The following is a 20,894-nucleotide window of genomic DNA, read 5'->3' as shown; positions in this document are numbered from 1 at the left end:
GGGTGTACCCGGCCGGAACCCCTGCCCGCCTCTTCCAAGAGCTCCAAGACCCCCCACCTTCGCTCCTCACCCCGCGGAGTTCCTGCATGCCTGCTGCCAGATCCCTTCTCACCGGCCGTCGCCTGCGAGGCCGGGCCGCGGTCGTGGCCGTCGTGTCCTCCCTCGCCCTGACGGCCGGCACGATCCAGGCCGTGGCCTTCCCCGACCGGGAGAGCACGCCAGGCCCCGCCGTCCAGGCGCTCGGTGACCCGGTCGAGGGCAAGGACGCCGGGATACCCCGCAAGATCCCCGCGGACCCGACCCGCAAGGCCGCGATCCGCAGCCTGGACAAGCCGACCTGGCCGGGCGCGGCCGAGCGCCGCGTGCCCGTCACGGCATCGGAGTCCCGGACCACGCCGGAGAAGGTCGGCGGGCTGCCGATCGGCCTGTCCGCGGTGAACCAGCGGGCAGCGACGAAGACCACGGTCACCGCGCCCGACGACCTCGCCGTCGAAGTCCTCCCGCACAGCCGCGCCACGGCCGCCGGCGTACTGCTGCGGGTGAAGAACCCGGACACCGACGAGCGGGCGAAGGTCCGGCTCAGCGTGGACTACGGTGCGTTCGCCGAGGCTTCCGGCGGTAGTTACGGCTCCCGCCTGGCCCTGTTCGAGGTGCCCGCCTGCGCCCTGGAGAAGCAACTGGGCGGCAAGGAGTGCCAGGGCCGCCCGGAGCCTCTGGCCTCCGTCAACGACACGAAGAACCAGACGGTCTCCGCGCCGCTCGCCACCACCTCCGCGGGCACCGTGGTCGCCCTCGCTGCAGCCGACGCCTCCGCGCAGGGCGACTACAAGGCGACCCCGCTGTCCCCGTCGGCCGAGTGGAACGTCTCGCCCTCCTCGGGCGGCTTCTCCTGGTCGTATCCGGTCCAGGTCGTCCCGACCCCTGGCGGACTCACCCCGTCCGTGGGCCTGTCGTACTCCTCCCAGTCGGCCGACGGCCGCACCGCGACCACCAACAACCAGGGTTCCTGGGTGGGCGAAGGCTTCTCTTTCGAGCCGGGCTATGTCGAGCGTTCCTACAAGCCGTGCGCCGACGACGGACATTCCACCTCGGGCGAGCAGTGCTGGGCGTACGACAACGCGACCCTCATGCTCAACGGCTCGGCCGCGCAGCTGGTCAAGGACGACGAGAGCGGCGAGTGGCACGTCTCCGGCGAGGACGGTTCGAAGGTCGAGAAGCTGACCGGCGCCACCAACGACGACGATGACGGTGAGCACTGGAAGGTCACCACCACCGACGGCACCGAGTACTGGTTCGGTCTCAACCGCCTCCCGGGCTGGAGCAGCGGCAATACCGAGACGGACTCCGCCTGGACCACACCCGTCTTCGGTGACGACGACAAGGAGCCCTGCTTCAACGCCACGTTCACGAGCGCATGGTGCAACCAGGCGTGGCGCTGGAACCTCGACTACGTCAAGGACACCCAGGGCAACGTCATGTCCTACTACTACGGGAAGGAGACCAACCACTACGCCCTGAACGGCAAGACCGACGTCAACGGCACGCTGTACGACCGCGGCGGCTACCTCAAGCGCATCGAGTACGGCCAGCGTCAGTCCACGCTGTACACGCAGCCCGCCCCGGCCCGCGTGGTGTTCGACACCGACGAACGCTGCCTGGACACGGACACGTTCGTCTGCGACGAGGACAAGTGGACCTCGGCCAACGCGGGCAAGTGGCCGGACACCCCCTGGGACCGCTACTGCAAGGCCGACACCAAGTGCTCGGCCACCCAGTCCTCCCCTTCGTTCTGGACCCGCAAGCGGCTGACGGCAATCACCACCCAGGCCTACACCGGCGACAGCGCGGCCCCATACGCCGACGTCGACTCGTGGTCCCTCACCCACCGCTTCACCGACAACGGCGACGACTCCAACACCCTGTGGCTGTCGGAGATCGTGCACACCGGCAAGGCCGGCGACGGCGCCGACATCGAGCTGCCGCCGGTCACGCTGATCGGCACCAAGCTGGCGAACCGGGTCGACGCGATCGGCGACAACATCGCACCGATGAACCGCTACCGGCTAGCCACGGTGATCAGCGAGAGCGGCTCGCAGCTCGACATCTCCTACAAGTCCGCCGACTGCTCGGCGGATTCACTGCCCAAGCCGGGCGAGTCGGTCAAGCGCTGCTACCCGGTGGTGTGGGCACCGTCGGGCTGGCTGGAACCCATCACCGACTGGTTCCACAAATACGTCGTTGACACCGTCAGCCAGCGCGACCGCACCGGCGGCGACGTGAACGACGTGATGGTCACCAGCTACGACTACCAGGGCGACACGGCCTGGCGGCACGCCGAACCCGACGGAATCACCGACGAGAAGTTCCTGACCTGGAGCCAGTGGCAGGGCTACGGCAAGGTCACCGTCACCAGCGGCGACAGCGAGCACAGCACCCGCGTCGACCACACCTACCTGCAGGGCATGGACGGCGACAAGCTGCCCGGCGGCGGCACCCGCACGGAGAAGATCACCGCCTCCAACGGCGCCGCGTACACGGGCGACAAGGAGTTCACCGGCTTCGAGGTGGAGAAGGCTGCCTACGACAAGGACAAGGTCGTCTCCAAGGTCGTCAGCACGCCGTGGAAGCACGACACGGCCACCCAGACGAAGAGCTGGGGCACCACCAAGGCGACCATCGTCGAAACCACGCAGGTACGCGGTTACACTGCCCAGTCCTCGGGTGGCTGGCGCGAGACGGTGTCGACGACGGAGTTCGACCCCGAGTACGGCCGGGTGCTGCAGATCGACAACCGCGGCGACACGACGACCGCCGCGGACAACACCTGCACGCGAACCTCGTACACCGACAGCGCGGCCCAGCACATCTACTCGCTGCCCAAGCAGATCGAGACCGTCGCCGTCGCCTGCGACGTCGCCCCGAACCGCAAGACCAACGGCAAGACCCCGGGCGACGTCGTCACCGACGAACGCACCCTTTACGACAAGGGTGTCTTCGGAGGCGCACCCACCAAGGGCCTGGCCACTTCCACAGAGCGTCTGGTGACCCATGACGGCACCAAGGGCACGTACCAGACCACCGGCACCACCGAGTACGACGACTTCGGCCGCCCCAAGCAGCAGGAGGACGTGGCCGGTGCGCTGACGACCACGGAGTACACGGATGTCAACGGCCTGATCTCGGCCACCAAGGTCACCAACGACCTCGGCCACATCACCACCACGTCCTACGATCGCCTGCGCGGCCAGTCCACCGGCCAGACCGACCCCAACACCAAGCGCACCGACCTGGCCTTCGACACGCTCGGCCGGCTCACTTCGGTCTGGCTGCCGGACCGGCGCAGCACCCAGACGCCGAGCATCAAGTACTCCTACCTCGTCCGCCAGGACAAGCCGGTCGCGGTGAAGACCGAGAAGATCGAGCAGGACGGCACCTACGGCACCGAGTGGCAGCTCTACGACGGCCTGCTGCGCCCGCGCCAGAAGCAGACCGAGGGCCCAACCGGTGGCCGCATGGTCGCCGACACCTTCTACGACGCCACGGGCGCAGTGAAGCGTGCCAACGAGACGTACTACGCGGCCGGCGGGGCCTCCGACGAACTGCTGACCGTCACCAACGGCGACGTCGCCAACCAGATGCGGTATGTGTACGACGGCCTGGGGCGCACCACCGCCGAGATCTTCACCATCGCCGGATACGAGCAGTGGCGCACCACCACCTCGTACGACGGCAACATGACGCACGTGGACCCGCCGCCCGGCGGAGTGGCCACCACGACGGTCACCGACGCCGAGGGCAAGATCAAGGAGCTGTGGCACTACAAGGGCCACACGCCGGTTCCGACCGGCCCGGGCACCGAGCGCACCGTCACCAAGTACACGCACACCCCGGCGGGTGAACTCGCCACCGTCACGGACTCCAAGGGCAACGTCTGGCGTCAGGAGTACGACCAGCGGGGACGGCTGGTCCGCAAGGTCGACCCCGATGCGGGGGAGACGAAGCTCACCTATGACGAGGCGGACCGCCTTATCTCCAGTGAGGACGCCCGGCACCGGATCGTCTCCACGGAGTACGACAGCCTGGGCCGCCCCAAGTCGACCTGGGAGGGCGCGGTCTCCACGGGGACCAAGCTGACCGAGACCAAGTACGACCGGTCGGGTGCGCTCGGCTACTCCTACGCTGACTACCGCTACCTGCCCAACGGGGAGGCGTACTCGGCCGTCGTGGCGTCCTACGACAGCTTCTATCGGCCGTTGACGACCAACTACACGGTCCCGGCGTCGGAAGGAAAGCTCGCGGGCACGTATCCGTTCACCACCGCCTACAACCGGGACGGCACGGTCGCCACCACAGGCGTGCCGGCGGCCGGCGGACTGCCCACGGAGAGCCTGAAGTACACCTACGACGACCTGCAGCGCCCGCTGACCATGGGCAGTGCCACATCGACGTACGTCACCGGCACGGTCTGGTCCAACACCAGCCAGCTACTGCAGCTCTCGCTGAGTACAGGCGGCGCCCGCACAGAGGAGAACTTCTACTACGAGAAGGGCACCGACCGGCTCACGCGCTCCACGGTGAAGGTCGGTTCCGCCGCCAGCGTCGCCAAGGACCAGCACTACTCCTACGACCAGGTCGGCAACGTCCTCTCCACCACCGACACCGCCAATACGGCAAGCAGCGCGACCCTCGACGTGCAGTGCTTCGCCTACGACGGCCAGGCCCGCCTGGTCGACGCCTGGACCCCGGCGGCCACCGCTGCCACGGCCGCGGGCGAGGGCACCATCGGCGGCACCGCCGATTACGCCGGCAAGAAGCCCACTGCGTGCGACGCGGCACCGGGCGCCACCCCTCTGGGCGGACCGTCGGCGTACTGGACGAGCTGGACGGTCGACGACATCGGCAACCGCACCCAGGAGCTCCGCCACGACCCGTCCCTGAACGCCACCAAGAACACGACCCGCACCTTCACTTACCAGGACGGCGACCAAGACGGCACCCCGGGCGAGGCGGACGACGGTGGCCCCCACCAGGTGACCAAGGTCGCCGAGAAGACCCCGACCGGCGACCGGCAGCAGACGTACGCGTACGACGTGTCGGGCAACACGTGGAAGCGCACGATCGGCGGTGATGTCCAGAGCCTCGACTGGGACGCCACCGGCAAGCTGACGAAGGCCACGGAGGCGGACGGCAGCGAGACGTCGTTCCTGTACGACGCGGAAGGCGACCGTCTGAAGCGGACAACGGCCGACGAGACGACCGTCTACCTGCCGGGCATGGAACTGGAGCTGAAGACCGGCTCCAGCACGGTCACGGCCACGCGTTACTACGCATACGCCGGTCAGACCATCGCGATCCGCACCTCGGACAACAAGGCCTCATTCCTTTCCTCCGACCATCACGGCACAGGTGAACTGGCCGTCGATGCGGTCAGCGGAGCCGTTACCCAGCGGCGCACCGACCCCTACGGTGCCGCCCGCGGCAAGCTCTCACCGGAGACCGCCACCTGGCCGGGTCAGAAGGGATTCGTCGGTGGCACGATCGACTCCTCCACCGGTCTGATCAACCTGGGCGCCCGAGCCTATGACCCGGACCTGGGCAAGTTCATCTCGCCGGACCCGGTCGTCGACTTCACGCGGCCCCAGCAAATGAACGGGTACGCGTACGCGAGCAACACCCCGGTGACTCTGTCCGACCCGACCGGGCTGTTCGAGTGCCGCAACGGAAAGTCCCTCAACTGCGACCGGAACGGCAGGGAGCGGGGGACCGGAGCCTGGTGCCCCAGCGCCATCGATCCGTACTGCGCCGGTGGCAGCTCCGAGGTGGGCCAAGCGGCGCAGGACGTCGCCGACGCCCAGTCCCAGCAGTCCCAGGCTCAGCAGCAGATCAGGTCGGCGGGTCGGGAACTCATTCACATCGTCAAGGACATCCTCGGCATCAACGCCGCTATGGACTGCATCTCCAGCGGTGATCTGGGCGCCTGCGGTGAGACGCTGCTGAACATCGCGGGCAGTTTCGCGGGAGGCATCGCCGGCAAACTCCTGGCGAAGTACGGCATGCCCTGGAACATCGGCAAGGGCATCAAACTCGCCAAACGCGTCACCGGTCTGCTGAAAGACCTCTTCGGCGGTCTGAAGGCCATGTCCAAGGCATCCGAGCGACTCAACAGTGCGCGGGCCGCGCTGGACAAGGCGCGGGAGAAGGCGCTGGCCGCCGTCGACAAGATCAAGGATTCGGTCGGCGGCAGCCGCAAGGCGGGTGCCTGCCACAGCTTCCTGCCCGACGCCGAGGTCCTGCTGGCGAACGGTAAACGGAAGAAGATCAAGGACATCAGGCCGGGCGACAAGGTCACGGTCACCGACCCGAAGACCGGCCGCACGGTCGTCCGCGAGGTCGCGGGCACCATCGTCACCGAGGACGACAAGGACTTCGTCGACCTCACGATCGGGACGGAGTCCCTGGTCGCGACGACCACGCACCCCTTCTGGTCCGTCTCGGAGAACCGTTGGATCCAGGCGGGCGACCTGCACCCGAGCATGACCCTGCGCACGGCCGCCGGGACCACGGCCACGGTCGGAGACGTCCGGTACTTCGAGCGCCGCCAGCGCACACACGACCTCACGGTCACCGGGATCCACACGTACTATGTGGCGGCCGGCGAGACGCCGCTGCTGGTGCACAACTGCGACAGCCGCAAACTGGGAAAGAACCTCGAAAACGCGGGCGAGGCGAAGCCGAGCGGCGTGGACGCCCAAGCGCACCACATCATTCCTTGCGGCTGCAAGAAGGTCGCGGCGGCATGGAACGTCCTCAAGAAGCATGCGATCGACATCGATTCGGCCGAGAACGGGGTGTGGATGAGCCACCAGGGCCACCGGGGCACATTCGTCCACTCGTACTACCGGTACATCAACACCGAGGTCCTGGCGGCCGACGCCCGGGGTGGGAAACAGGCGGTCGTCGACTTCATGTCGCAGCTGAAGACCGAACTGGCCGCAGTCGACCAATACGCCAGATGGGAAAGGTACGGAACGCTCTGATGGCCTACTTGGTGGAACTCGACGTTGACGAGTTCGGCTGCCTCGACGGGGATGGATCGGCCTTTCCCGTGGCTGCCAGTGATCACGACTGGAACACCCGCTATCCGGCGGTGGACCGAGTGGTTGAGTTCGAGTGGGAGCGTGGTGAGGGAGGCGACAGACCCGATGTCTTCTGGTACCCGCAGATCCTGGACTGGGTGTGCGATGAGCGCGCCTACCGTGTCTTGATGCGGGTCGCGAGCGCCGACATCAACACCATCGCGGAGGGTCTCCTGGACGGGGAACCGGTCTACGTCGTACAGGCGCACAACGTGCTGGACGTCGTGGACCGGGAGGCCTCGATCATCGACATCTACCCGACCTACGAGGCGCTGCGTTTCCCGGCCTTCCGTCGGAGTGAAGCGGACGCCCTCGCCTCCCGTGTCTTCCGCGTCCCGGGCGGCATCACCATGGTGTTCGTGGGCGAGCAGGTCAAACAAGCCCTGGACGAGGCGGGCGTGAAGGGCATCACCTACGTGGCGGTGGACTGGGCCGACGGCTGACGGCCGAGGAACGCGGGTGGCTGGAACCGTCCGTACGCGGCCGCCTTCGTGCGCGGTACGTGGTGTGGCCGGTCTTCCTGCTCGGGATCGCGGTCTCTCCAGTCGCCGGTGGCGCGGCTGCTCTCGATCGATCTGTCGGCTGATCCGCCTTGGTTCGAATGGAGATAACTCCATTCGAACCAAGGCGGATCAGCCGACTGACGGAGCAGGTGATTGGTGTTCTGCGCCTCTTGTGGCTGAAGGTCGTCAGCGTGCCGAGTCGGCAGGCCGCCGGTGTCATCAGTTCTGGAGACGCGCGTTGTCGTCCGCATCGTCGAACAGTCGCATGACCAGGGCCCTGAGAGCAGGCAACGTCTCGGCGTGGACAAGAAGCGATCGATAGGCGTTCGGGACGTGCTCTGTGAACTTCATCGCCTGCAGCGTCCTGGCCACCTGTTGCTCAAGGGCCGAGAACAGTTGACGCACCTGGGCCTGGGTCAAGGACCGATGCTCCAGGCCTGATGCCAGCTGTCCGAGCAACTGGAGGCTTGCTTCAGCTGACGTTTCCACGCTGCGCGTTGCGACTGCGTGCGCGAATCGCGCGATCTCTCCCACCAGCCCCTGAAGCCGCTCGACCCTCTGGAGGGTTTCGGCGAGGCTGTCTGTCGCCTCCGAGAGGATCGGTAACAACGGCCCGTACGTGTACACACGAGTCGCGAAACGACGCCTGTGCTCGCTATTCCTGCCGTGCCCGCTCTGAGCACGCAGGGGCTGCAATACGTTGAGGCCGACGTCAGAGTCAATGGCATCGCTCACAGAATCGAGGAGTTGAGCGTGGCTGAGGGACAGGAGTTGGTCCAGAAGTTGCTCAGCGCCGTCGCGCCCGTCCTCATGGGGCGTGCGGTCAGCCATGTGCATCCCCCTTTTCGAGGTCAAGGATGGCGATCAGTTTCCTGCGGGCCCTGCTGATGTTCTGCCGCACAGCGGCGAGACTCACCCCGAGCACCTCGGCGATCTCACTGTGGTCGAAACCGTCCAAGTGCCAGGCCATCGCGGTCCGTAATGAAGGCGTCAGTTGATGCAAGGCGTCGAGGATGCGCTGCTGGGACTCCGAGAACAGCACCTCGGACACGGGACAGGTGCCACCCGGCCTCTCCGGCACCGCGTCCGTCGGTGAAATCCGCACGTCGTTCTGACGCCAATAGCAGCGTTGCGCGGTCACCCGCAGGAAGGCCCGCGGGTGTTCCACGGTGCGCCACCGGTCAGGCAAGAGCTTGCTCATCGCTTCGTGCGCGGCGTCGGCCGCCTCATAGGGCGAGGCCCCCTGGTGCACCAGGAACACCGTCACCGCAGGCATTTCACGGATGTAGAAGGTGTCAAAGTCGTCACGTTGGATGGCCGGAAGTCCCAACAACGTTTGCTGTTGAGTCTCGGCTCCGACAGGCGCCGGAGGTTGTTCCATGACCATGCCGCGCATCACCTCTCTCGGCAGCCAACTGCAGGGAGACCTACGCCGACCACGATCTCCACCTCGCGATCCGAGGTCTTCTCGGTCAGCCGACTCCCAGGTGGGAGCGACCGGGTTCGCTCCAACAGACCTTGCTGATCCAACTCCGCACGACGTATCTCCGCATGTACCTTGATCCACCGATAGCCGAGACGCAGGAGATAGCCGCCTGCGGCGGCCACTGACGTGACTCCGATCGTCACCGGATCCATACCCACTCCACCCTGCTCGACAGCGCGTCCGCAGCGCCGCACCTACATCCTTAAAGCGAGAAGTCGACTAGATGTGACATCGCGGCTCGAGACTGTCGCGATGCGACGGCTGCCAACGGTCAATTCGTTTCCCCAGAGCGTCAGATCCAGTCGTACTGGTGACCGGCCGTCATGATCGAGCCTCGCCTCGTTCGTCTATTCGTTAGGCATCTACTGGTGCGACGGAGGGGGCGAATTGAGGGCGGACGTGACCGATGACGTTCGAAATCCAAGTCCTGGACGGCCCGGAAGGGGCCCAACTGCGCCGCGAACAAGCGCGGGTCATAAAGGAGGTGGTGGAATGGGTGGCCCGGAAGCGATCCGAGCCTGGATTGAACAGCGAGCCGGAACCGCAGGACTGCCCGGAAGACCGCGAGACCAATTGATCCGGGTGGCATGGGTGGGCCGGACCTCCACCCGCGACCTTCAGGACCCAACCCTCTCGCTGCCGCGGCAGCTTCGCGGCAGCCAAGCCGCTCTGCCCGACAATGCGGTGATCGTCGCGCACTTCTACGACGTGGAGTCCGGCCGGATGGCACTGGACGCCCGGGGCCGCGGCCAGGCGCACGAACAGTTCCAGATCCCGATCCCGAGGGACGGCGGCATCAAGGATCTGCTTGAGGAGGCGCAACGCCCCGACAGACGATTCGACGCGGTGATCTGCGAGGCGGTCGAGCGGATCGCGCGTACGACGTACTTCAGCACCAAGATCGAGTATCAGCTGGAGCAGGTCGGCGTGCCCCTGCTCGCGTCCGACGAGCCGATCCGGCTCGACGGGAATCTCCGCAAGGCCAAGGCGGCCACCCAGGTCCTCACCCGCCGTGTGAAGCAGGGCGTAGCTGAGTGGTACGTCACGGAGCTGCTGGAGAAGTCCTGGGCCGGCTTCGAGGTGCATACCGAACACGGCTACAACGTGGGCAAGCCGTGCTACGGCCACCGGGGAAAGCCGGTACCGCACCCTGTGCCCGCGAAGCGGGCCAAGGGGATCAAGAAGACGCTGCTGGAGGTTCATCCCGTCGAGGGGCCGGTCGTACAGAGGATGTTCCGCTGGCGAGTGGTGGAGCGTATGAGCTACGAGGCCATCGCGGAACGGCTGAACCTGGAGCTGATCACCAACCCGCCGCCGTCGCCCATCCTGGCCGACACGGCGGTCGGGCGTTGGACCTACTCGAACGTCCGGGACGTCCTGACCAACCCCAAGCACACCGGCCACATGGTCTGGAACCGCCGCGCCCGCAAGGGCGCCGGACGGAACCGACGCAACCCGGTGGAGGAGTGGGTGTGGTCCTCCGAGCCGACTCACGAGGTGTTGGTGAGTCTGGAGACGTTCGTGCAGGCGCAAGAGGTCGCTGGCCAGCGCGAGCGCTCGCGCAGCGCCGCCGGAGTGAGCAGGCACCCGCGGGCCAAGCGCAGCTACCGGCTGCGTAGCTTCGTGTTCTGCGTCCAGTGCTGCCGCCGCTTCTACGGGAAGCCGAGCAAGGGCATCAGCTACTACGTGTGCGCGCCCAAGAGGCCATACCGGTCACCGGACCACCCGGCGAGCGTCTGGGTGCCTGAGCAAGGACTCGTTCGCGGACTGAACGACTTCCTGGCCAACCAGGTCTTCGGTGAGTACCGGAGCGACCTCCTCGCCGAGGGGGTGGCTCAGCTCGACGCCGATGCGCAGCGTGCGCGGGAGGAACGAGCGGCGGCCCTCCGTGTCGCGATCGCGGAAGCGGGGACCAGGAACAAGCGGCTCCTCCGCAATCTGGAGCTCGTCGACAACCCCGACCGAGAATTCCTCCGCGACCTCAACGAGCGCCGCGCCGAGCTGCACGGACAGCAGCTGGACCTGGAACGGCAGCTGAACGGTCTGGAAGCCGAGATTCAGGAGGTCCCGAATCCGGGACTCCTCTGCGAGCTGCCCATCGCCTCGATCGATCTGGCCGACATGTCGGACGAGATCTCGCGTCATCTCTTCGAGGTGCTGCGGCTGGAGATCCACTACGACCACAGGACCGAACGGGCGGCCTGTCGCGTCACGCTGACCGGTGGCAGCATTGCTGCCGTCGCGGATGTGGCGGACCTCTTGCCCGGACGGCCGGGCGGTACGCCCCGAACGAGCGAGGAGGAAGGAATGAGCGAGGGGACGACGTCTCCGACGCCATCCTTCTGCGTGGCGCCCCCGGCAGGACTCGAACCTGCGGCCAAGCGCTTAGAAGGCGCCTGCTCTATCCACTGAGCTACGGGGGCCGGGTGTGGTGGCCTCTGTCGTGGTGCCCGGACGGGGCTGATCCGTGACGTTGCCGGGGACAAGGATAGGGCTCCCGGATCCTTGTCCCTGTTGCTTAGCCTCCGTGGCTCAATGTGGAGGTTCAGTGAAGCGGTCCTGATAATCGCAGGCAGGTACGAATCGTGCATCGCTTTTGGCGTCTCACGCCCCGGGTGTTGTGCACTCGTTATGCCTGGACTGTGGCTGCGCCCCAGTCGCCCCTTCCGTCCGTTGTGTCCTGTCGGCGCGCAGACATGCTCATATGCTTCAGAATTCCCCTAAAATTGGGCATTCTTCACATGTGGTGACCTTGGACGTACGGCCTCAGCTGCTCGACGCACTCTCCGCCCTGCGCGACCGTGTCGCCGCCGCACGCTTCCCGCTGCCCCTGGCGGGGGCTCCACGCGCGCGTGCCAACCGCGACGAACTGCTCGCCCAGCTCGACGACTACTTGGTGCCCCGACTGAGAGAACCTGAAGCGCCTCTGCTGGCCGTCATCGGCGGATCCACGGGGGCCGGCAAGTCGACGCTGGTCAACTCCCTTGTGGGGCGGCGCGTCAGCGAGGCGGGCGTGCTGCGGCCGACCACGCGGACGCCGGTGCTGGTGTGCAACCCGGAAGACCATCACTGGTTCAGCGGGATGCGCGTACTGCCCGACCTCACGCGCGTGTGGGTGCCCCACCAGGACCCGGCGGACGAACTGCTGCTGCCCGGCGAGGACGGCACGCGCGTACTGCGCATCGAGACCGCCGACACCCTCCCGCGCGGGCTCGCCCTCCTCGACGCCCCCGACATCGACTCCCTGGTCGCCGACAACCGTGTCCTGGCCGCCGAACTGATCTGCGCGGCCGACATCTGGATCATGGTCACGACGGCCGCGCGGTACGCCGACGCCGTGCCCTGGCATCTGCTGCGCACCGCCAAGGAACATGACGCCGCCCTCATCACCGTCCTGGACCGCGTTCCGCACCAGGTGGTCTCCGAGGTGTCCAGGCAGTTCGGGGCGCTGCTCACCAAGTCCGGGCTCGGCCACGTACCGCGCTTCACCGTGCCCGAGCTGCCCGAGTCGGCCTGGGGCGGCGGACTCCTGCCGGCCACCGCCGTGGCACCGCTGCGCACCTGGCTCCTCCAGCAGGCCCAGGACCCGGCGGCCAGACAGCACGCGATGGCCCGTACGGCGTACGGAGTGCTCGACTCGCTCAAGTCCCGGATGCCCGAACTGGCCGGTGCGGCCGCCGCCCAGTACGCGGCCGCGCTACGGCTCACCGCGGCCGTCGACACGGCGTACGGCAGCGAGCACGCGCGCGTGCGAGGGCGGTTGCAGGCAGGGGCCGTGCTCGCCGGTGACGCCCTGAAGCGCTGGCGGGCCTTCCCGCTCGACTGCTCCGCCGCCGAACTCCTCGACGCGCTCGCGGAGAGCCTCGCCGCGCTCCTGCTGTGCTCCGTGACGGCCGCCGACGAGCGCGTCGACGAGACCTGGCGCCGCGAACCGGCCTCGGGCGCACCGGAACTGGCGGCCCGTGACCCCTCGCTGGAGAGCGCCGAACACCGCATCGGGATGGCCGTACGGCGGTGGCGGCGGGAGTTGGAGGAGTACGCCGAGGAGGAGGTACGCGACCGCGACCGGAGCGTCGCGCCGGATCCCGAGGTGATCGCCGCGCTGGTCGCCACCGTGCTGCTTGGCGGTCGTAGAGCCAGGTCCGCGGGGGAGGGGCTCGCCGAGCGGATCGGCGCGCACGGGGCGCTGCGGCTGCGTGATCGGGGCGGGCGGCTGCTGGCCGAACACGTGGACCGCGTGATGCACACGGAACGCGAGCGCAGGATCGCCCCGCTCGACGCCCTCGAAGTACATCCGGAGCCGCAGGCGGAACTCATCGCCGCGCTGTCCGTACTGCAGAAGGAGAGGTGACCGGTGACCGCCGTGACTGACGAGGACCACACCGATCAGGTCGAGAACCGGATCCCCGAGAAGCCTGACGAGCCCGAAGGAAGCGTTTCATCCGAGAACGCCCTGCCCAATGCTCTTCCCACGGAGGGCGCTGACAGTGCGTCGGAGGGCGAGCCGGCCGACGCCGAGCTCCCCGAGGGCGAGGGCGGCGACGACGAGCACGCGCGCGTGAAGGACGGCCACGAGTCCGGTCGTACAGACGGCTCTACAAATGGCCCCGCGGACGGTCGTACGGACTCCACGAGCGCGTGGGACGACGGCCTGATCGCCCGGCGGGTGAACGAGAACGCCGCCGCGGAACAGGCCGCCGTCGTGGAGACCAGGTTCTCCAGCGGCGTACAGAACGCGGCCCCGCTGGCGTACGACGGACCGCTGCGCTCGCGGCTCGACGCGCTGCGCGAACTGGTGGGCCTGTCCCGCACCCGGCTCGACAGCCGGACGCTCTCCGAGGCGGGCCGGGTCCTCGACGAGGCGGTGGCGCGGCGCAGGCTCTCCGGGCAGCACACCGTCGTCGCCATCGCGGGTGCCACCGGCAGCGGCAAGTCCCAGCTGTTCAACGCGCTCGCCGGGGTGACCATCTCGGAGACGGGCGTCCGCCGGCCGACCACCGCGCAGCCCATCACGTGCAGTTGGAGCGACGGCGCGGCCACCCTCATCGACCGGCTCGGCGTCCCGGGACGGCTGCGGCGCCGCCCGGTGCAGAGCGTGGAGGCGGAGGCGCAGCTGCGCGGGCTGGTCCTGGTCGACCTGCCCGACCACGACTCGGCCGCCGTACAGCACCGCGAACAGGTGGACCGCGTCCTCGCGCTCGTCGACGCGGTCATCTGGGTCGTCGACCCCGAGAAGTACGCCGACGCCGTGCTGCACGAGCGCTATCTGCGGCCCATGGCAGGGCACGCGGAGGTCATGTTCGTCGTGCTCAACCAGGTCGACCGGCTGCCGGGGGAGGCCGCCGAACAGGTCCTGGACGATCTACGACGGCTGCTCGACGAGGACGGGATCGCCCTCGGCGAATACGGCGAACCGGGCGCGACCGTACTCGCGCTGTCCGCGCTCACCGGTGACGGTGTGGCCGAACTGCGTGAGGTGCTTGGCCAGTTCGTGACGGAGCGAGGAGCCGCGGCACGTCGAATTTCAGCCGACTTGGACGCGGCCGCGGCCCGGCTGTGGCCCGTGTACGCCACGGGACGGCGAGCCGGGCTCAGCGAGGAGGCGCGGGACGAGTTCTCCGCCCGGCTCGCGGACGCGGTCGGCGCCACCGCGGCGGGCGAGGCCGCCGAACGCGCGTGGCTGCGCAACGCCAACCGCGCGTGCGGGACGCCCTGGCTGCGGCTGTGGCGCTGGTACCAGGACCGGACCGAGCCGCCCACCGGCCGGCTGTCCCTGCGCGGCCATCCGGACGAGGAGGCCACCGCGCGCCAGCGCGTCGAACAGGCGGTACGGACGGTGGCCGACCGCGCCTCGACCGGGCTGCCCGCCCCATGGGCGCAGGCCGTACGGGAGGCCGCCGCACGCGGGTCCCAGGGGCTGCCGGAGGCGCTGGACGAGCTGGCCGCGCGCGCGGGACTGCCGCCGGGGCGGCCGCCGCGTCCGGGCTGGTGGCCGATGGCCGTGTTCGTCCAGGCGTCGATGACGATCCTTCAGGTCGTCGGCGGGCTGTGGCTGGTGAGCCAGATCATCGGCTTCATGTCGCCGAACCTCGGAGTGCCGGTGCTGCTGATGGTGGCGGGCATCGTCGGCGGTCCGCTCGTCGAGTGGAGCTGCCGGATGGCCGCGCGCGGACCGGCCCGGCGCTACGGCCTTGAGGCGGAGCGGCGTCTGCGGGAGGCCGCCGCCGGCTGTGGGCGGGCCCGGGTGCTGGACCCGGTGGCGGCGGAGTTGCTGCGGTACCGGGAGGTGCGGGAGCAGTACGGGCGGGTGCTGGGGGCGGGCGCCGGGGTGAGGTGAAACGGGGATGGCGGCAGGAGGTGGGAGGGGGCGGCTCACTCGTTCGGGTGGCGGAGTTTTCCACAGGCGGACGGTGGTCCACAGCGCTCAGCGGGCTCGGCCCGACGGAGGCAGTCTGGCTTCGCGGCGATCGCGACGAACGCGGTCGTCACGGCGGCGGTACGCGAGGAGTTCGCGGCCGTCGTGCCAGACGCAGCCGTACGGGACGGGCCCGTCGGCGGATCCGCCCGGCGAGAGCGTGCGGGCGAGGGAGGGGTTCACGATGAACGAGACGTTGGTCTGCGCGGTGGGCAACGTGGCGACACAGCCGGTCTACCGGGAGCTTTCGGCGGGCGGGTCGGCGAGGTTCCGGCTGGCGGTGACCGCCCGTTACTGGGACCGCGAGAAGAGCGAGTGGACGGACGGGCACACCAATTTCTTCACGGTGTGGGCCAACCGGCAGCTCGCCACGAACGTGGGCGCGTCCTTGACGGTGGGCGATCCCGTCATCGTCCAGGGCAGGCTGAAGGTACGTACGGAAGTGCGCGAGGGACAGAACTGGACCTCGGCCGACATCGACGCGGTGGCGATCGGCCACGACCTCTCGCGGGGCACGTCGGTCTTCCGCCGACCGAGCAAGGGCGAGACGGGACCGGCCACTTCACCACCCCAGCCCGAGCCCACGTGGGAGACACCTGCTCGGGACTCGGCGGGGGCGACCTCCCAACAGCGGGCGGAGCCGGTCGCTGTGACGTGACATCACGTGACGGGCTGTCACGTCAAGGATGGACTGGAGGGGGCTGACCGAACTGCGGCTTATCGACGAATGCGCTCCGAAAGCCCGGTGGATTTGTCGATAAGCCCTGCTCGCAGGCGATCTTGGCGATAACGATTCCGAGTCGGATCGGTGATCCGACGATCTCACCGGGAAGCACGGTGCGCCCGCATCCCTAGGATGCCGGGCATAGCTCTCGGGGCTTCTGATTCTGCTGGTGGGACCGTACCCCCCGCGTCAACGGGTCCTGCTCGAAGGGGAATTCTGTGTTTTCTTCGTTCTCTGTGTTGTCGGCGGTGTCCGCGCGCAGGCGAGGGGTTGCCCGCCTCGCCGCCGCGACGTTGGTGTCCGGGCTCGTGACCGTCGGCGTGATGACCGCCGCGGGCCCGGCCGCCGCCGACGCGACTACGCAGAGTCAGGGCGGGGCGACCGCGACGATAGGCGGCCTGAAGACGTACGGCGCCGCCGTGGTCCACGACGACAGCGGGGACCTCGATGTGTCCGCGGGCCTGTTCGAGATGTCCGTCGACGGCGGCGGCACCCTTCAGACGTACTGCGTGGACATCCACAACCCCACGCAGCGGGACGCCAAGTACCACGAGACCGCCTGGAGCGGCACCTCGCTGGGGGCGAACAAGGACGCCGGTAAGATCCGTTGGATCCTGCAGAACTCCTACCCCCAGGTGAACGACCTCGCGGCCCTCGCCCGGAAGGCGGGCGTCGGCAGCCTCACCGAGCAGGACGCGGCGGCCGGCACCCAGGTGGCCATCTGGCGCTACTCCGACGGCGCGGACGTCGACGCCGTCGACCCGCAGGCCGAGAAGCTCGCGGACTACCTGCAGAAGAGCGCACGCGATGTGGCGGAGCCGCAGGCCTCGCTGACCCTCGACCCGCCCGCGGTCTCCGGCCACCCCGGTGAGCTGCTCGGCCCGGTGACCGTCCACACCAACGCGGGCAGCGTGGCGCTGACGCCGCCGGCCGACGCCGCCACGAGCGGGGTGGCGATCGTCGACAAGAACCGCAAGGCGGTCACGTCCGCGGTGGACGGCAGCCAGATCTACTTCGACGTGCCCGCCGGTGCCGCGGACGGTTCGGCCGAGTTGACCGTGCAGGGCTCGACGACCGTCCCCGTCGGCCGGGCCTTCGCCTCCGAGAGCAGAAGCCAGACCCAGATCCTGGCCGGCTCCAGCGAGTCGACGGTCTCGGCGACGGTGAGCGCGAACTGGGCGAAGAAGGGCGCGATACCCGCGTTGTCGGCGCAGGAGAACTGCGCCAAGGGCGGCCTCGACATCACGGCGTCCAACCAGGGCGACGAGGCGTTCACCTTCGAGCTGATGGAGATCGAGCGCAGCATCGCGGCGGGCGAGTCGGAGACGGTCACGTTCCCGCTCCAGGAGGACCAGGCGTACGACTTCACGATCAAGGGCCCGAACGGCTTCGAGAAGCGGTTCACCGGAGTGCTCGACTGCCAGACCCGGGGCAGTGAGTCCGGCGACTCGACCCAGACCCTCAGCGAGCCGAGCCCCGCCACGGTCGGCGGCACCAGCACCGGCGGCACCGACCTGGCCGCGACGGGCGGCTCCAGCGCGACCCCCCTGATCGCGGGAACGGCCATCGCCCTGGTCGTGATCGGCGGCGCTTTCCTGGTCCTCACCCGCAAGAAGCAGACCCCGTTCCAGGACTGACCGACGGAGCGGCCGAGAGTCACGGATCCTTGGCAACTCAACAGTGAGTGATGCCCCGCTCACCCTCCGCGCCGGACCCTCGGGCCCGATGCGGAGGCCCCCGCCCATTCGGGTTTCCGTCGAGGGATGGACGTACGGCAAGATGGGGTGTAAAGCCCACTGCCGATTTCAAGCGTCCGGACGGTTTCTCTTGGCTGAGTTCATTTACACCATGCGCAAGACGCGCAAGGCGCACGGCGACAAGGTGATTCTCGATGACGTCACCCTGAGCTTCCTGCCCGGAGCGAAGATCGGTGTGGTCGGCCCGAACGGCGCCGGTAAGTCCACCGTTCTCAAGATCATGGCGGGCCTTGAGCAGCCGTCCAACGGTGACGCGTTCCTGTCGCCCGGCTACTCCGTCGGCATGCTCCTCCAGGAGCCGCCGCTCGACGAGACCAAGACGGTCCTGGAGAACGTGCAGGACGGCGCCGCCGAGATCATGGGCAAGCTCCATCGCTTCAACGAGGTCGCGGAGCTCATGGCGACCGACTACTCGGACGCGCTCATGGAGGAGATGGGCAAGCTCCAGGACGACCTGGACCACGCCAACGCGTGGGACCTGGACGCCCAGCTGGAGCAGGCCATGGACGCCCTGGGCTGCCCGCCCGGCGACTGGCCGGTCACCAACCTCTCCGGTGGTGAGCGTCGCCGCGTCGCGCTCTGCAAGCTGCTGATCGAGGCTCCTGACCTGCTGCTCCTCGACGAGCCCACCAACCACCTGGACGCCGAGTCCGTGCAGTGGCTGGAGCAGCACCTCGCGAAGTACTCCGGCACCGTCGTCGCCGTCACCCACGACCGGTACTTCCTGGACAACGTCGCGCAGTGGATCCTCGAGCTCGACCGCGGCCGCGCGATCCCCTACGAGGGCAACTACTCCACGTACCTCGACAACAAGGCCTCCCGCCTCAAGGTCGAGGGCCAGAAGGACGCCAAGCGTGCGAAGCGTCTGAAGGAAGAGCTGGAGTGGGTGCGGTCCAACGCCAAGGGGCGGCAGGCCAAGTCCAAGGCGCGACTGTCGCGTTACGAGGAGATGGCCGCCGAGGCGGACAAGATGCGGAAGCTGGACTTCGAGGAGATCCAGATTCCGCCGGGCCCGCGTCTGGGCTCCATCGTCGTCGAGGTCAACAACCTCTCCAAGGCCTTCGGCGACAAGGTCCTCATCGACGACCTGAGCTTCACGCTGCCGCGCAACGGCATCGTCGGCGTCATCGGCCCGAACGGCGCCGGCAAGACCACCCTCTTCAAGATGATCCAGGGCCTTGAGGCCCCGGACTCCGGTTCGATCAAGGTCGGCGAGACCGTCAAGATCTCCTACGTCGACCAGAGCCGCGAGAGCATCGACCCGAAGAAGACGCTGTGGGCCGTCGTCTCCGACGAGCTGGACTACATCAACGTCGGTCAGGTCGAGATGCCGTCGCGGGCGTACGTCTCCGCCTTCGGCTTCAAGGGCCCGGACCAGCAGAAGCCGGCGGGTGTCCTGTCCGGCGGTGAGCGCAACCGCCTCAACCTCGCGCTCACCCTCAAGCAGGGCGGCAACCTGCTGCTCCTCGACGAGCCCACCAACGACCTCGATGTCGAGACGCTGTCCTCGCTGGAGAACGCGCTGCTGGAGTTCCCGGGTGCGGCCGTGGTCGTCTCCCACGACCGGTGGTTCCTGGACCGGGTCGCCACGCACATCCTCGCCTACGAGGGTGACTCCAAGTGGTTCTGGTTCGAGGGCAACTTCGAGTCCTACGAGAAGAACAAGGTCGAGCGTCTCGGTCCGGACGCCGCCCGTCCGCACCGCGCCACCTACAAGAAGCTGACCCGGGGCTGATCGATCTTGCGGCATATCTACCGCTGCCCACTGCGCTGGGCGGACATGGACGCGTACGGCCACGTCAACAACGTGGTCTTCCTCCGCTATCTGGAGGAGGCCCGTATCGACTTCCTGTTCCGCCCGGAGAAGGATTTCAAGCAGGGGTCCGTGGTGGCACGCCATGAGATCGACTACAAGCGGCAGCTCGTCCACCGGCACACGCCCGTGGACATCGAGCTGTGGGTCACGGAGATAAGGGCGGCCTCCTTCACGATCGCCTACGAGGTCAAGGACCCGGACCAGGTCTACGTCCGGGCCTCGACGGTGATAGTGCCGTTCGACTTCGCGACGCAGCGGCCGCGCCGGATCACCGCGGAGGAGCGGGAGTTCCTGGAGGGCTACCGGGATACCGCCGATGATGAGGAGGAGGCCGTCGCCGCATGACGGTGCTCCACCTCGCCGACGAGGGGGAGGCGGCGGATCTCGCGGCCTTCCTCTCCCGGCTGCTCCACTACGACCGTGGAGCCGCGGTACGCCTCCAGGCGGCCGGAACCGCGCTCGCCGTGTTCGGGCGGCCACCGTCCTTCGAGGTCCTGGCGATCCGCGCGGTACGACTCGCCAAGCCCTACGAGAACGGCCTCGACGTCACCCTGGACGTGACCGTCTCCGCCGGTGAACTCCTGGAGTCCATCGACGAGCCGGCGGCCACCGCCGGTGTCCCGACCGCGGTGACCGGGCCCCCGTGGGCCGGAGTGCTCCCGCCACGCGGCGGATGGCGGCCCGAGCCGGGGCTGCCCGAGCCGGACGCCCTGCGCCGGATGGTCGCCGCCGGGATCACCGAATTCCGGTCCCGTACACAGGAGTTGGCGCCCGAGCGACGTACGAGAGCCGAACTCGACCGGGTCGGGCGGGAGATCTGGTCCCGGGCCGTCGGGGACACGCGCCTTCCGGTGCGGGCCGTGCACGCGGCACAGTCGCTGGGATTCCTGCGGCCGGCCATGCCCGCGACCCCGAGCGGCCCGGTGCCCGACGAGGTGCCGCTGGGGCTGTTCTCCTCGGGTGCGTGGCTGCGGCTGCGTACGCCCTACGGGTCGATCGCCGTACGCAGGGCGGGACTTGGGGCGTTGGGCGTCAGCGTGCGCTGACCACTCGGACC

General features: G+C 68.4%; 13 protein-coding genes, 1 tRNA gene and 1 pseudogene. 10 read left to right on the top strand and 5 right to left on the bottom strand.

What is annotated here, in order from left to right:
• Positions 1-86 precede the first annotated feature (86 nt).
• Both AC5DRG_RS18815 and AC5DRG_RS18810 read left to right on the top strand, forming a co-directional pair.
• Positions 87-7,037 carry an RHS repeat-associated core domain-containing protein gene (locus AC5DRG_RS18815; protein WP_491811702.1) on the top strand — a complete coding sequence of 2,317 codons (6,951 nt, stop codon included), beginning with the start codon at positions 87-89 and terminating at the stop codon, positions 7,035-7,037.
• Positions 7,037-7,579 (top strand): imm11 family protein, encoded by a 543-nt coding sequence (locus AC5DRG_RS18810; protein ID WP_491811701.1) that lies wholly within the window; start codon positions 7,037-7,039, stop codon positions 7,577-7,579. Before AC5DRG_RS18815 ends, AC5DRG_RS18810 begins: the two co-directional genes overlap by 1 nt.
• Positions 7,580-7,858: 279 nt before the next feature.
• On the opposite strand, the gene AC5DRG_RS18805 is transcribed toward AC5DRG_RS18810, so the two are convergent.
• From AC5DRG_RS18805 to AC5DRG_RS18795, 3 genes are all read right to left on the bottom strand, one after another.
• Positions 7,859-8,470: a hypothetical protein gene (locus AC5DRG_RS18805; RefSeq protein ID WP_491811700.1), complete on the bottom strand. Its 612-nt coding sequence runs from the start codon at positions 8,468-8,470 to the stop codon at positions 7,859-7,861.
• The gene (locus tag AC5DRG_RS18800; protein ID WP_491811699.1) at positions 8,463-9,026 is read right to left on the bottom strand and encodes an RNA polymerase sigma factor; all 564 of its coding nucleotides are present in this window, start codon (positions 9,024-9,026) and stop codon (positions 8,463-8,465) included. The genes AC5DRG_RS18805 and AC5DRG_RS18800 overlap by 8 nt, the downstream gene beginning before the upstream one ends.
• A gap of 453 nt (positions 9,027-9,479) precedes the next feature.
• A complete protein-coding gene (locus tag AC5DRG_RS18795; RefSeq protein WP_491811698.1) occupies positions 9,480-10,220 on the bottom strand; it encodes a hypothetical protein in 741 nt (246 codons plus the stop codon).
• Here AC5DRG_RS18795 and AC5DRG_RS18790 point away from each other — a divergent pair.
• Positions 10,140-10,652 (top strand): annotated as a pseudogene (locus AC5DRG_RS18790) (recombinase family protein); the annotation flags it as partial. The gene AC5DRG_RS18795 and the pseudogene AC5DRG_RS18790 sit on opposite strands and share 81 nt — an antisense overlap.
• 186 nt (positions 10,653-10,838) lie before the next feature.
• Here the strand turns inward: AC5DRG_RS18790 and AC5DRG_RS18785 are convergent.
• Together AC5DRG_RS18785 and AC5DRG_RS18780 are read right to left on the bottom strand one after the other, a co-directional pair.
• Positions 10,839-11,300: a hypothetical protein gene (locus AC5DRG_RS18785; protein ID WP_491811697.1), complete on the bottom strand. Its 462-nt coding sequence runs from the start codon at positions 11,298-11,300 to the stop codon at positions 10,839-10,841.
• Between the two features lie 172 nt (positions 11,301-11,472).
• Positions 11,473-11,548: transfer RNA gene (locus AC5DRG_RS18780), tRNA-Arg, on the bottom strand.
• A gap of 320 nt (positions 11,549-11,868) precedes the next feature.
• Between AC5DRG_RS18780 and AC5DRG_RS18775 the strand changes: the two genes are divergently transcribed.
• From AC5DRG_RS18775 to AC5DRG_RS18745, 7 genes are all read left to right on the top strand, one after another.
• Positions 11,869-13,476, top strand: a complete 1,608-nt coding sequence (locus AC5DRG_RS18775) for a dynamin family protein (protein ID WP_491811696.1) — start codon at positions 11,869-11,871, stop codon at positions 13,474-13,476.
• Between the two features lie 3 nt (positions 13,477-13,479).
• Positions 13,480-15,462, top strand: a complete 1,983-nt coding sequence (locus tag AC5DRG_RS18770; protein WP_491811695.1) for a YfjP family GTPase — start codon at positions 13,480-13,482, stop codon at positions 15,460-15,462.
• Between the two features lie 262 nt (positions 15,463-15,724).
• Positions 15,725-16,198 carry a single-stranded DNA-binding protein gene (locus tag AC5DRG_RS18765; RefSeq protein WP_491811694.1) on the top strand — a complete coding sequence of 158 codons (474 nt, stop codon included), beginning with the start codon at positions 15,725-15,727 and terminating at the stop codon, positions 16,196-16,198.
• Between the two features lie 314 nt (positions 16,199-16,512).
• Positions 16,513-17,901, top strand: coding sequence for a Cys-Gln thioester bond-forming surface protein (locus tag AC5DRG_RS18760; RefSeq protein ID WP_491811693.1), 1,389 nt, complete (start codon positions 16,513-16,515; stop codon positions 17,899-17,901).
• 190 nt (positions 17,902-18,091) lie between these two features.
• Positions 18,092-19,756 carry an energy-dependent translational throttle protein EttA gene (ettA, locus tag AC5DRG_RS18755; RefSeq protein ID WP_491811692.1) on the top strand — a complete coding sequence of 555 codons (1,665 nt, stop codon included), beginning with the start codon at positions 18,092-18,094 and terminating at the stop codon, positions 19,754-19,756.
• A 6-nt stretch (positions 19,757-19,762) separates the two neighbouring features.
• Positions 19,763-20,182 carry an acyl-CoA thioesterase gene (locus AC5DRG_RS18750; protein WP_491811691.1) on the top strand — a complete coding sequence of 140 codons (420 nt, stop codon included), beginning with the start codon at positions 19,763-19,765 and terminating at the stop codon, positions 20,180-20,182.
• A complete protein-coding gene (locus AC5DRG_RS18745) occupies positions 20,179-20,883 on the top strand; it encodes a DUF8185 domain-containing protein (RefSeq protein WP_491811690.1) in 705 nt (234 codons plus the stop codon). The genes AC5DRG_RS18750 and AC5DRG_RS18745 overlap by 4 nt, the downstream gene beginning before the upstream one ends.
• Positions 20,884-20,894 lie beyond the last annotated feature (11 nt).

This window comes from Streptomyces sp. JLBG701, assembly GCF_058544905.1.
The sequence above is the reverse complement of the archived record's forward strand: the minus strand, read 5'-3'. Positions and strand labels throughout refer to the sequence as shown.